This window comes from Streptomyces sp. NPDC001604 (assembly GCF_042893475.1).
Classification (GTDB): domain Bacteria; phylum Actinomycetota; class Actinomycetes; order Streptomycetales; family Streptomycetaceae; genus Streptomyces.
Map to the genome: position 1 here is coordinate 111115 of NZ_JBIAUY010000004.1, position 12657 is coordinate 123771.

Annotated in this window: 12 protein-coding genes; 1 reads left to right on the forward strand and 11 read right to left on the reverse strand. The window is 69.6% G+C overall.

Annotated elements, in window-relative coordinates; all coding sequences use genetic code 11:
- Positions 1–40: 40 nt before the first annotated feature.
- The 11 genes from rpoZ to pyrR all read right to left on the reverse strand — a co-directional run bounded on the left by rpoZ (position 41) and on the right by pyrR (position 11758).
- Positions 41–313, reverse strand: a complete 273-nt coding sequence (rpoZ, locus tag ACFY1E_RS13560) for a DNA-directed RNA polymerase subunit omega (RefSeq protein WP_003977348.1) — start codon at positions 311–313, stop codon at positions 41–43.
- Positions 314–381: 68 nt separating this feature from the next.
- Positions 382–975, reverse strand: a complete 594-nt coding sequence (gmk, locus tag ACFY1E_RS13565) for a guanylate kinase (RefSeq protein ID WP_266953461.1) — start codon at positions 973–975, stop codon at positions 382–384.
- Between the two features lie 59 nt (positions 976–1034).
- Positions 1035–1358, reverse strand: coding sequence for an integration host factor (locus tag ACFY1E_RS13570; protein WP_003977346.1), 324 nt, complete (start codon positions 1356–1358; stop codon positions 1035–1037).
- 341 nt (positions 1359–1699) lie between these two features.
- Entirely contained in the window at positions 1700–2545 is an 846-nt protein-coding gene (gene pyrF / locus ACFY1E_RS13575) for an orotidine-5'-phosphate decarboxylase (RefSeq protein WP_389075107.1), read from the reverse strand.
- Entirely contained in the window at positions 2542–3648 is a 1107-nt protein-coding gene (locus tag ACFY1E_RS13580; protein ID WP_389075110.1) for a quinone-dependent dihydroorotate dehydrogenase, read from the reverse strand. The genes pyrF and ACFY1E_RS13580 overlap by 4 nt, the downstream gene beginning before the upstream one ends.
- A gap of 74 nt (positions 3649–3722) precedes the next feature.
- On the reverse strand, positions 3723–7031 hold the full coding sequence (gene carB / locus ACFY1E_RS13585; RefSeq protein ID WP_389075112.1) for a carbamoyl-phosphate synthase large subunit: 3309 nt from the start codon (positions 7029–7031) through the stop codon (positions 3723–3725).
- Complete coding sequence (carA, locus tag ACFY1E_RS13590; protein WP_351466651.1) at positions 7024–8181, reverse strand: glutamine-hydrolyzing carbamoyl-phosphate synthase small subunit; 1158 nt, start codon at positions 8179–8181, stop codon at positions 7024–7026. The genes carB and carA overlap by 8 nt, the downstream gene beginning before the upstream one ends.
- On the reverse strand, positions 8178–8747 hold the full coding sequence (locus tag ACFY1E_RS13595) for a hypothetical protein (RefSeq protein ID WP_389075115.1): 570 nt from the start codon (positions 8745–8747) through the stop codon (positions 8178–8180). The genes carA and ACFY1E_RS13595 overlap by 4 nt, the downstream gene beginning before the upstream one ends.
- Positions 8744–10030 (reverse strand): dihydroorotase, encoded by a 1287-nt coding sequence (locus ACFY1E_RS13600; protein ID WP_389075117.1) that lies wholly within the window; start codon positions 10028–10030, stop codon positions 8744–8746. Before ACFY1E_RS13600 ends, ACFY1E_RS13595 begins: the two co-directional genes overlap by 4 nt.
- Before the next feature lie 6 nt (positions 10031–10036).
- Positions 10037–11023: an aspartate carbamoyltransferase catalytic subunit gene (locus ACFY1E_RS13605; protein WP_344405789.1), complete on the reverse strand. Its 987-nt coding sequence runs from the start codon at positions 11021–11023 to the stop codon at positions 10037–10039.
- A gap of 144 nt (positions 11024–11167) precedes the next feature.
- Positions 11168–11758: a bifunctional pyr operon transcriptional regulator/uracil phosphoribosyltransferase PyrR gene (pyrR, locus tag ACFY1E_RS13610; RefSeq protein ID WP_344405788.1), complete on the reverse strand. Its 591-nt coding sequence runs from the start codon at positions 11756–11758 to the stop codon at positions 11168–11170.
- A gap of 253 nt (positions 11759–12011) precedes the next feature.
- Here pyrR and bldD point away from each other — a divergent pair, with 253 nt between their 5' ends.
- The gene (gene bldD / locus ACFY1E_RS13615; protein ID WP_030946861.1) at positions 12012–12512 is read left to right on the forward strand and encodes a transcriptional regulator BldD; all 501 of its coding nucleotides are present in this window, start codon (positions 12012–12014) and stop codon (positions 12510–12512) included.
- Positions 12513–12657: the final 145 nt, after the last annotated feature.

Here is a 12657-nt window from a genome sequence, read left to right on the forward strand (position 1 = left end):
CTGTCGGGCCTGTGGAAAAGCCAACTGCAATACGAAAGTACTACTGGGCCGGGCCCTCGATGGCCTCGGACGTCAGCAGACCGGCGTTGATCTCACGCAGGGCGATCGAGAGCGGCTTCTCGTGGACGTGGGTGTCGACGAGCGGACCGACGTACTCGAGGAGGCCCTCGCCGAGCTGCGAGTAGTACGCGTTGATCTGGCGGGCACGCTTGGCCGCGTAGATCACGAGGCTGTACTTCGAGTCGGTGGCCTCGAGGAGCTCGTCGATCGGCGGGTTGATGATGCCCTCGGGCGCGGAGATGGAAGAGGACACGCTCTACCTTCCGATGGATGGGAAAAGATCGGTCGTGATCACAGCACCGGTTGTTCCAGCGCTGGTGATCACAGAACATCCATCAAGGCTAGCAGCTCGCGAGCCACGTCCTCGACGGAGGTGTTGACCAAGGTCATGTCGAACTCCGGCTCGGCCGCCAGCTCGATCCTGGCTGCGTCGAGACGGCGCTCGATCACCTCTGGCGGCTCGGTCCCCCGGCCGGTGAGTCTGCGCACGAGCTCCTCCCAGGAGGGCGGAGCCAGGAACACCAGCCGGCCGTCCGGCATGGTCTCGCGGACCTGCCGGGCGCCCTGGAGGTCGATCTCCAGGAGGACCGGCACGCCGTCCTCCAGGTGCTCCAGCACGGCCGCACGCGGTGTGCCGTAGCGGTTGCCGGCGAACTCGGCCCACTCCAGCAGCTCGCCGTTGGCGATCAGCTTGTCCATCTCCTCGTCGGTGACGAAGAAGTAGTGGACTCCGTGCTTCTCGCCGGGGCGGGGCTTGCGGGTCGTCGCCGACACCGAGAGCCAGACCTCGGGGTGTTCCTTGCGCATATGGGCGACGACCGTGCTCTTGCCGACCCCGGAGGGGCCGGAGAGCACGGTCAGCCGCGGACGTACGTCCGGGGGCTCGGGGGTCGTCCCCCGGAATGTTGCAGCCATGCAGCGATTATTCCAGCAATCCCGGAGTGCCCGGGACCCCCGGTCCGCAGCGGCCGGACTCAGGAGCCGGTGCTGCCGAACTCACGCTCCAGGGAAGCGATCTGGTTGGAACCGAGGCCGCGTACACGGCGGCTCTCGGAGATGCCCAGACGCTCCATGATCTGCTTGGCGCGGACCTTGCCCACGCCCGGCAGGGACTCGAGCAGGGCGGAGACCTTCATCTTGCCGATGACGTCGTTCTCCTGGCCCTGCTTGATGACCTCGTGCAGGGAGGCGCCGGAGTGCTTGAGTCGATTCTTGACCTCGGCCCGCTCCCGGCGAGCCGCGGCGGCCTTTTCGAGCGCGGCTGCGCGCTGTTCAGGGGTAAGGGGCGGAAGAGCCACGCCTACGTCACCTCGGATGTCGAACTGTCGGATACGGACCGGTGAGGAACCTAGTCGCCCCACACCTGGGGAGCCACGAGCAACACGCTTGCCCGTTGTCCCCCACTACCTAAGGGTGTGGGGGTGTCCCCACTCGTCGGAGACTAGCGGGCGAGCGCGCCAGAGTCAGCGAGAACAGCGGAAAAGTCCTGGTCAGCCTCTGCCAGGCCGGACATTTAGGACATAATGCCCCGGATTTGAGGATGTATTCAGACTCAAGCGGGCCTGGAAGCACCCAACCGGCACTCATCGGAGGACTCGGGCGAGCGCATCGAACACCCGCTACGACCGTCGCGAAAGCCTCATACGGCTCCCACGGCGGTCCTGATCTCCTCGGCGAAGCGCTCCGCGGCCGCGCGCAGTGCCCCGGCGTCGGGCCCGTGCCGCAGCACCCCCCGGCTGACGTTCGGCACGACGTTGCGGACCGCGGCACCGAAGACGGCGGGAAGGTCGGCCGCGGTGGCACCCTGGGCGCCGATGCCGGGCGCCAGGAGCGGCCCGTTGATGTCCAGGTCGTACGACGACAGGTCACCCAGCGTGGCGCCGACGACGGCCCCGAAGGACCCCAGGGGCTCCTCCCCCGCGTTCTCGGCGGCGAGGTGCGCCAGCATCGTCGCACCGATGTTCCGTCCGTCGGTGCGCACCGCGTGCTGCACCTCGCCGCCCTCCGGGTTGGAGGTCAGCGCGAGCACGAACAGGCCGGTGCCGCTCTCACGGGCGAGCGCGACGGCCGGGGAGAGCGAGCCGTAGCCGAGATAGGGCGAGACGGTGAGCGCGTCCGAGAAGAGCGGGGAGTCCTTGTGCAGGAAGGTCTCGGCGTACGCGGCCATGGTCGAGCCGATGTCGCCGCGCTTGGCGTCCATCACGACCAGCGCACCGGCCGCGCGGGCCTCCGCCACCGACTTCTCCAGGACCGCGATGCCACGCGAGCCGAAGCGCTCGAAGAACGCGCTCTGCGGCTTGAGGACCGCGACCCGGTCGGCCATCGCCTCGACGACCGTGCGGCTGAACCGCTCCAGACCTGCGACGTCGTCGTTCAGGCCCCACTCGGCCAGCAGGGAGGCGTGCGGGTCGATGCCGACGCAGAGCGCCCCGCGCTCGTCCATGGCGCGGCGAAGCCGTGAACCGAAGGGTTCGAGGCCACTCATGCGGTCTTCCTCACGTCGGCGCCGACAGCGTCGGCGAGGGTGGCGTACGGGCTGGTGCCCAGACGGGCGGCGAGACCCTTGTGGATGGCGCGGCCCCAGAAGGGCCCTTCGTAGATGAAGGCGCTGTAGCCCTGGACCAGCGTGGCGCCGGCCAGGATGCGCTGCCAGGCGTCCTCGGCGTTCTCGATGCCGCCGACGCCCACGAGTGTGATGCGGTCGCCCACGCGCGCGTAGAGGCGGCGCAGCACCTCCAGGGAGCGGGTCTTCAGGGGCGCGCCGGACAATCCGCCGGTCTCCTTCACCAGAGAGGGTTCGGATTTCAAACCGAGGCCCTCGCGCGCGATGGTGGTGTTCGTGGCGATGATCCCGTCCAGGCCGAGCTCGACGGCCAGGTCGGCGACGGCGTCGACGTCCTCGTCGGCGAGGTCCGGTGCGATCTTCACCAGCAGCGGGACGCGGCGGGAGGTCACCGTGCGGTCGGCGGCCTCGCGGACGGCGCTCAGGAGCGGCCGCAGCGCCTCGGTGGCCTGCAGGTTGCGCAGACCGGGCGTGTTCGGCGAGGAGACGTTCACGACCAGGTAGTCGGCGTACGGTGCCAGCCGCTCGGTCGACTTCACGTAGTCGCCCACGGCGTCCGCCTCCGGCACGACCTTCGTCTTGCCGATGTTGACGCCCACGACGGTCCTGAAGACCGGTTCACGGGACGCGAGACGGGCCGCGACGGCCAGCGAGCCCTCGTTGTTGAAGCCCATGCGGTTGATCAGCGCGCGGTCCTTCACCAGCCGGAACAGCCGCTTCTTGGGGTTGCCCGGCTGGGCCTCCCCGGTGACCGTGCCGATCTCGACGTGGTCGAAGCCGAGCATCGACATGCCGTCGATCGCGACCGCGTTCTTGTCGAAGCCGGCGGCGAGCCCGAAGGGCCCGTGCATGCGCAGCCCGAAGGCCTCCGTGCGCAGCTCCTCGTAGCGGGGCGCGAGGGCGGCGGCGACGAAGGTGCGCAGGACGGGGATGCGGGCGGCGAGGCGGATCCAGCGGAAGGCCAGGTGGTGGGCCTGCTCCGGGTCCATCCGTGTGAAAACCAGACGGAAGAAAAGCTTGTACATGTCGGTGTCCTCTTGAAGTCTCAGGCGACCTCATGAAGAGGGGGACACCGTTACCGGTGTCCCCCTCAGGGCTGCTAGTCGCGGGCCGCGGTCAGGTGTTCCGCGTGTTCCTGGAGCGAACGGACGCCCACGTCACCGTGGTTGAGGGCGTCGATGCCCTGGACGGCCGCCGCGAGCGCCTGGACCGTCGTCAGGCACGGCACCGACCGCGCTACGGCCGCCGTGCGGATCTCGTAGCCGTCGAGGCGGCCGCCTGTGCCGTACGGGGTGTTGACGATGAGGTCGACCTCGCCGTCGTGGATGTGCTGGACGATGGTCTTCTCGCCGTTCGGGCCGGTGCCCTCGGACTGCTTGCGCACGACGGTGGCGTTGATGCCGTTGCGCTTGAGGACCTCGGCGGTGCCGGAGGTGGCGAGCAGTTCGAAGCCGTGGGCGACGAGTTCGCGCGCCGGGAAGATCATCGAGCGCTTGTCGCGGTTGGCGACCGAGATGAACGCGCGGCCCTTGGTGGGCAGCGGGCCGTAGGCGCCCGCCTGCGACTTGGCGTAGGCCGTGCCGAAGACGGAGTCGATCCCCATGACCTCGCCGGTGGAGCGCATCTCCGGGCCGAGGACGGTGTCGACGCCGCGGCCGTGGATGTCCCGGAAGCGGGACCACGGCATGACGGCCTCCTTGACGGAGATCGGCGCGTCGAGCGGGAGCTCGCCGCCGTCACTGTTGGCCGGCAGCAGGCCCTCGGCGCGCAGTTCGGCGATGGTCGCGCCCAGCGAGATCCGGGCCGCGGCCTTCGCGAGCGGCACCGCGGTGGCCTTCGAGGTGAAGGGGACGGTGCGGGACGCGCGCGGGTTGGCCTCGAGGACGTAGAGGATGTCGCCGGCCATCGCGAACTGGATGTTGATCAGGCCGCGCACGCCGACGCCCTTGGCGATGGCCTCCGTGGAGGCGCGCAGCCGCTTGATGTCGAAGCCGCCGAGCGTGATCGGGGGCAGGGCGCACGCCGAGTCGCCGGAGTGGATCCCGGCCTCCTCGATGTGCTCCATGACCCCGCCTAGGTAGAGCTCCTGGCCGTCGTAGAGCGCGTCGACGTCGATCTCGATGGCGTCGTCGAGGAAGCGGTCGACGAGGACCGGCCGGGAGGGGCTGATCTCGGTCGACTCGGCGATGTAGGCCGACAGCCGGGTCTCGTCGTAGACGATCTCCATGCCGCGTCCGCCGAGAACGTACGACGGCCGTACCAGGACCGGGTAGCCGATCTCGTCGGCGATGGCCTTGGCCTCGGCGAAGGTGGTGGCGGTGCCGTGCTTGGGGGCCGGCAGTCCGGCCTCGGCGAGCACGCGCCCGAAGGCGCCGCGGTCCTCGGCGGCGTGGATCGCCTCCGGCGAGGTGCCGACGATCGGCACGCCGTTGTCCTTCAGCGCCTGCGAGAGGCCGAGCGGGGTCTGGCCGCCGAGCTGGACGACCACGCCCGCCACCGGGCCCGCCTGCTGCTCGGCGTGGACGATCTCCAGCACGTCCTCCAGCGTCAGCGGCTCGAAGTACAGGCGGTCGGAGGTGTCGTAGTCCGTGGAGACGGTCTCCGGGTTGCAGTTGACCATCACCGTCTCGTAGCCCGCGTCGCTCAGTGCGAAGGAGGCGTGGACGCAGGAGTAGTCGAACTCGATGCCCTGGCCGATGCGGTTGGGGCCGGAGCCCAGGATGATGACCGCGGGCTTCTCGCGGGGCGCGACCTCGGTCTCCTCGTCGTAGGAGGAGTAGAAGTACGGCGTCTTCGCGGCGAACTCGGCGGCGCAGGTGTCGACCGTCTTGTAGACCGGGCGGATGCCCAGCGCGTGCCGGACCTCGCGCACGACGTCCTCGCGCAGGCCGCGGATCTCGGCGACCTGCTGGTCGGAGAAGCCGTGCCGCTTGGCCTCGGCCAGCAGCTCATGGGTCAGCTCGGGCGCCTCGGCGAGTTCGTCCGCGATCTCCTTGATGAGGAAGAGCTGGTCGACGAACCAGGGGTCGATCTTCGTGTGCTCGAAGACCTCCTCCTGGGTGGCGCCGGCACGGATGGCCTGCATGACGGTGTTGATCCGGCCGTCGGTCGGGCGGACGGCCGCTTCGAGGAGGAGCGCCTTGTCGCCGGGCTCACCGACGAAGGTGAACTGGCTGCCCTTCTTCTCCAGCGAGCGCAGCGCCTTCTGGAAGGCCTCGGTGAAGTTGCGGCCGATGGCCATGGCCTCGCCGACCGACTTCATGGTGGTGGTCAGCGTGGAGTCGGCCTGCGGGAACTTCTCGAAGGCGAACCGCGGGGCCTTCACGACCACGTAGTCGAGCGTGGGCTCGAAGGAGGCCGGGGTCTCCTGGGTGATGTCGTTCGGGATCTCGTCGAGGGTGTAGCCGACGGCCAGCTTGGCGGCGATCTTGGCGATCGGGAAGCCGGTCGCCTTGGAGGCGAGCGCCGAGGACCGCGACACGCGTGGGTTCATCTCGATGACGATCACGCGACCGTCCTCGGGGTTCACCGCGAACTGGATGTTGCAGCCGCCGGTGTCGACGCCGACCTCGCGGATGACCGCGATGCCGATGTCGCGCAGGATCTGGTACTCGCGGTCCGTCAGCGTCATCGCGGGCGCGACGGTGATGGAGTCACCGGTGTGCACGCCCATGGGGTCGAAGTTCTCGATGGAGCAGACGACCACGACGTTGTCGTGCTTGTCGCGCATCAGCTCCAGCTCGTACTCCTTCCAGCCGAGGATGGACTCCTCCAGGAGCACCTCGGTGGTCGGGGAGAGCGTGAGGCCCTGCCCTGCGATCCGGCGCAGTTCCTCCTCGTCGTGCGCGAAGCCGGAGCCGGCGCCGCCCATGGTGAAGGACGGGCGGACGACGACCGGGTAGCCGCCGAGGGTCTCGACGCCCGCGAGGACGTCGTCCATGGAGTGGCAGATGACCGAGCGGGCGGACTCGCCGTGCCCGATCTTCTGGCGGACGGCCTCGACGACCTCCTTGAACAGGTCGCGGTCCTCGCCCTTGTTGATGGCCTCGACATTGGCGCCGATCAGCTCGACGCCGTACTTGTCGAGGGTGCCCGCCTCGTGCAGCGAGATGGCCGTGTTGAGGGCCGTCTGGCCGCCCAGGGTGGGCAGGAGCGCGTCGGGGCGCTCCTTGGCGATGATCTTCTCGACGAACTCCGGGGTGATCGGCTCGACGTATGTGGCGTCGGCGATCTCCGGGTCGGTCATGATCGTCGCCGGGTTGGAGTTGACGAGGACGACCCGCAGGCCTTCGGCGCGCAGGATGCGGCACGCCTGGGTGCCGGAGTAGTCGAACTCGGCGGCCTGGCCGATGACGATCGGGCCGGAGCCGATGACCAGGACGGACTGGATATCGGTGCGCTTAGGCACGCTGGCCCTCCATCGAGACTGTGCTCATCAAAGACGTGAAGCGGTCGAAAAGGTAGGCGGCGTCGTGCGGGCCCGCTGCCGCTTCGGGGTGGTACTGGACGCTGAAGGCCGGCTGGTCGAGGAGCTGCAGGCCCTCCACCACGTTGTCGTTGAGGCAGACGTGGGAGACCTCGGCGCGGCCGTAGGGGGTGTCGGAGACCTTGTCGAGCGGGGCGTCGACGGCGAAGCCGTGGTTGTGCGCGGTGACCTCGACCTTGCCGGTCGTGCGGTCCTGCACCGGCTGGTTGATGCCGCGGTGGCCGTACTTGAGCTTGTACGTGCCGAAGCCGAGCGCGCGGCCCAGGATCTGGTTGCCGAAGCAGATGCCGAAGAGGGGGGTCTTGCGCTCCAGCACGCCCTGCATGACGGAGACGGCGTGGTCGGCGGTGGCCGGGTCACCGGGGCCGTTGGAGAAGAACACACCGTCGGGGTTGACGGCGTACACGTCCTCGACGGTGGCCGTTGCGGGCAGTACGTGCACCTCGATGCCGCGCTCGGCCATGCGGTGCGGGGTCATGCCCTTGATGCCGAGGTCGATGGCGGCGACGGTGAACTTCTTCTCACCGATCGCCGGGACGACGTACGCCTCCTTGGTGGCGACCTCGGCGGACAGGTCGGCGCCCTTCATCTCGGGGGCCTGGCGGACCTCGGCGAGCATGGTGCCCTCGTCGGGCAGCGCGTTGCCGGAGAAGATGCCCACCCGCATGGCGCCGCGCTCGCGCAGATGACGCGTGAGCGCGCGCGTGTCGATGCCGGAGATCCCGACGACGCCCTGGTGGCGCAGCTCCTCGTCCAGCGAGCGGCGGGAGCGCCAGTTGGACGGCACCCGCGCGGGGTCGCGCACCACATATCCGGCGACCCAGATCTGCTTGCTCTCCGGGTCCTCGTCGTTGACGCCGGTGTTGCCGACGTGCGGGGCGGTCATCACGACGACCTGACGGTGGTACGAGGGGTCGGTCAGGGTCTCCTGGTAGCCGGTCATGCCGGTCGAGAAGACCGCCTCGCCGAAGGTCACCCCCACGGCCCCGTAGGCGCGACCGCGGAAGATCCGGCCGTCCTCCAGGACGAGTACGGCGGGAACCTTGGCGGCTCCCCTGGTGGAGGTTGTCATCGTGCGCCTTCCGTCTTGTTGATCATCAGGTTCAGGGCCTCGACCCATTCGGTGTGCTCGGCCGCGCGGTCCGAGCGGAAGCCGGAGTCGATCAGCCGGTCGCCGTGCGCCCAGGTCACCACGAGCAGTCCGCCCTCGGTCAGGACCTTGCCGGCGATGCCCTTGTCGAGCCGGGCCTCACGCAGTTGCGCGGCAGGGACGAAGAAATCGCTCGCACCGGGGCGTACGACATCCAGTCCCGCGTCCGTCAGCGTGAGCTCGACCCGGCTGCGGGTGCCGAGGCCGTGCGCGACGATGCGGTCCAGCCACTGCCCGGCGGTGGTGGAGCCGTGATAGCGGCCACTCATCGACAACACAGTCAGTCTCGCCTCGCCCGGCTCGTCCGGCGCGCTGGGCAGCTCCGGCAGGTCACCCTGGAGCGTGCCGCGCCACTTCCAGCCCTCGCGCATCAGCCAGTAGACGAGCGCGATGAAGAGGGCGAGCCCGACGAGCCAGCCGAGCCGGGCGGCCCAGTCGGTGACCTCGGCCGACTTCTTCTCGGCTGCGAGCAGGATTACAGGTGTCACGTGAGCTTCCCGTCGACGAGCGTGGCCTTGCCCCGGAGCCACGTGTGCGTGACACGGCCCGGCAGCTCACGCCCCTCGTACGGAGTGTTGCGGCTGCGCGAGGCGAAGCCCGCGGGGTCCACGGACCCACGGTATTCCGTGTCGACGAGCGTGAGGTTGGCGGGCTCACCAGCCGAGACGGGACGCCCGTGTCCCTTGGCCTGCCCGATCCGGGCGGGCTTGAAGGACATGCGCTCGGCGACCCCGGCCCAGTCGATCAGCCCGGTGTCCACCATGGTCTCCTGCACCACTGACAACGCGGTCTCCAGCCCGACCATCCCCATGGCGGCCGCGGCCCACTCGCAGTCCTTGTCCTCGTGCGGGTGCGGGGCGTGGTCGGTGGCGACGATGTCGATCGTGCCGTCGGCGAGCGCCTCACGCAGGGCGTGGACATCGCGCTCGGTGCGCAGCGGCGGGTTCACCTTGTAGACCGGGTTGTACGTCCGCACCAGCTCGTCGGTGAGGAGCAGGTGGTGCGGGGTGACCTCGGCGGTGACGTCGATGCCGCGGGACTTGGCCCAGCGGACGATCTCGACCGAGCCGGCGGTCGACAGGTGGCAGATGTGGACTCGGGACCCCACGTGCTCGGCGAGCAGGACATCCCGGGCGATGATCGATTCTTCGGCCACCGCGGGCCAGCCGCCGAGGCCCAGCTCGGCGGAGACGATGCCCTCGTTCATCTGGGCGCCCTCGGTCAGCCGGGGCTCCTGCGCGTGCTGGGCGACGACCCCGCCGAAGGCCTTCACGTACTCCAGCGCCCGGCGCATGATCACAGCGTCGTCGACGCACTTGCCGTCGTCGGAGAAGACGGTGACACCGGCGGCCGACTCGTGCATGGCGCCCAGCTCGGCGAGCTTCTTGCCCTCAAGGCCCACGGTGACGGCGCCGATGGGCTGCACATCGCAGTAGCCGTGCTCCTGGCCGAGCCGGTAGACCTGCTCGACGACGCCGGCGGTGTCGGCCACCGGGAAGGTGTTGGCCATGGCGAACACGGCCGTGTAGCCGCCGCTCGCCGCCGCGCGCGTGCCGGTCAGCACGGTCTCGGAGTCCTCGCGCCCGGGCTCGCGCAGATGGGTGTGGAGGTCGACCAGCCCCGGCAGCAGCACCTTGCCGGCCGCCTCGACCACCTCGGCACCCTCGTCACTGAGACCGACGCCCACCTCGGCGATCGTCGTGCCGTCGATCAGCACGTCCTGCGGCTCGCCGCCGAGCACCTTCGCACCACGGATCAGGATCTTGCTCATCTGTACTTACTTCTCCTCGGAACCGGTGGGGCGGGTGTGGGTGACGGCGGGCTCGTTTCCACCGAGCAGCAGATACAGAACGGCCATCCGGATGGAGACTCCGTTTGCGACCTGCTCGACGACGGTGCAGCGCTCGGAGTCGGCGACCTCGGCGGTGATCTCCATGCCGCGGACCATCGGGCCGGGGTGCATCACGATGGCGTGCTCGGGCATCCGCGCCATGCGGTCGCCGTCGAGGCCGTAGCGCCGCGAGTACTCGCGCTCGGTCGGGAAGAACGCGGCGTTCATGCGCTCGCGCTGCACGCGCAGCATCATCACCGCGTCGGACTTGGTGAGGGTGGAGTCGAGGTCGTACGACACCTCGCAGGGCCAGGTCTCGACGCCGACCGGCACCAGGGTGGGCGGCGCGACGAGGGTGACCTCGGCGCCCAGCGTGTGCAGCAGGTCGACGTTGGAGCGGGCGACCCGGCTGTGCAGCACGTCGCCTACGATCGTGATCCGCTTGCCGGACAGGTCCTGCCCTATCCCGGCGTCCCGGCCGACCAGGCGGCGGCGCATGGTGAACGCGTCGAGCAGGGCCTGGGTGGGGTGCTGGTGGGTGCCGTCCCCGGCGTTGATGACGGCCGCGTCGATCCAGCCGGAGTTGGCGAGGCGGTAGGGGGCCCCGGAGGCGCCGTGCCGGATGACCACGGCGTCGACGCCCATCGCCTCCAGGGTCTGGGCGGTGTCCTTCAGGGACTCGCCCTTGGAGACGCTCGACCCCTTGGCGGTGAAGTTGATGACGTCCGCGGACAGGCGCTTCTCGGCGGCTTCGAAGGAGATGCGCGTGCGCGTGGAGTCCTCGAAGAAGAGGTTCACCACGGTACGGCCGCGCAGGGTCGGCAGTTTCTTGATCGGCCGGTCGGCGACCCGGGCCATCTCCTCGGCGGTGTCGAGGATCAGGACGGCGTCGTCGCGGGTGAGGTCGGCGGCCGAGATGAGATGACGCTGCATCTGTCAGGCTCCGTAAGGCAGTTCAGGTTTTTGGGAGGCCGGGTGTCTGGGGCCTGCGGCGGCAGCCGCCGGTGTCACGGCCCCAGAGGGCACAGCCGGGCATACGTGCGCGCAACTGCGCACTCGGAGTCGTACGACCGAGTGCTACTGCTGCTCGCCCGGGGCGGCCGGCTTCGCACCGAGCAGCACGGTGTCGCGACCGTCCTCCTCGGCGAGCTGGACCTTGACCGTCTCCCGCAGCGACGTGGGGAGGTTCTTGCCGACGTAGTCGGCGCGGATGGGCAGTTCACGGTGGCCGCGGTCGACGAGGACGGCGAGCTGCACCGCGCGCGGACGCCCGATGTCGTTCAGGGCGTCCAGGGCCGCGCGGATGGTGCGACCGGAGAAGAGCACGTCGTCGACGAGGACGACCAGGCGGCCGTCGATGCCGTCACCGGGGATCTCGGTCCGGGCCAGCGCACGCGGCGGATGCATGCGCAGGTCGTCGCGGTACATGGTGATGTCGAGCGAACCGACCGGGATCTTCCGGTCGGTGATCTCCTCGAGCTTGGCGGCGAGCCGCTGGGCGAGGAAGACCCCTCGGGTCGGAATGCCGAGGAGCACCACGTCGTCGGCGCCCTTGGCGCGCTCGACGATCTCGTGGGCGATGCGGGTCAACACCCGCGCGATGTCGGGGCCTTCGAGAACCGGCCGCGCATCGGACGCCGGATTCCCGGATGTGTCCTGCTTGTCCATACGAAACGGACCTCCTTCTCCGCCTCACGGGACGGACCTTAAAGGACGTCGGATTTGCGCCATCCACGGTAGCAGGCCCGGGCGGCGCCCCTGATCACCCCCATGGCGTAATCGGCCACTGCGGCCACGGAAGAGTCGGTGTGGACCATTCGGCTTGACGCAGAAGAGTCACGCTGCGTAACCTCACAGTGAGTTACCAGACGCGCGGTTCGGAACCTCTTCGGCCGCGTCGACACAGTGTCCGGGGAGCTATATGTCCAGCGAATACGCCAAACAGCTCGGGGCCAAGCTCCGGGCCATCCGCACCCAGCAGGGCCTTTCCCTCCACGGTGTCGAGGAGAAGAGCCAGGGACGCTGGAAGGCGGTCGTGGTCGGTTCGTACGAGCGCGGCGACCGTGCCGTGACCGTACAGCGCCTCGCCGAACTGGCGGATTTCTATGGGGTCCCGGTGCAGGAGCTCCTGCCGGGCACCACCCCGGGCGGCGCCGCCGAGCCGCCGCCGAAGCTGGTCCTGGACCTGGAGCGGCTGGCGACCGTGCCGGCCGAGAAGGCGGGCCCGCTGCAGCGCTATGCGGCGACGATCCAGTCGCAGCGCGGTGACTACAACGGCAAGGTGCTGTCGATCCGCCAGGACGACCTGCGCACACTCGCCGTCATCTACGACCAGTCCCCCTCGGTCCTCACCGAGCAGCTGATCAGCTGGGGCGTGCTGGACGCGGACGCGCGCCGCGCGGTCGCCCACGAAGAGGTCTGACGTCGTCCGAGAGCCCTTGAGGGCCCTGAGCAGAAACGTGGCGCCCGGGGGGGGGGCTCCACAACTTTTTTTGGCCCCCCCCCCGCGGGGGGGGGGCCGCCCGGCCACCCCCCGGGGGGGCCCCCCCCCGGGGCCCCCCCCCCAA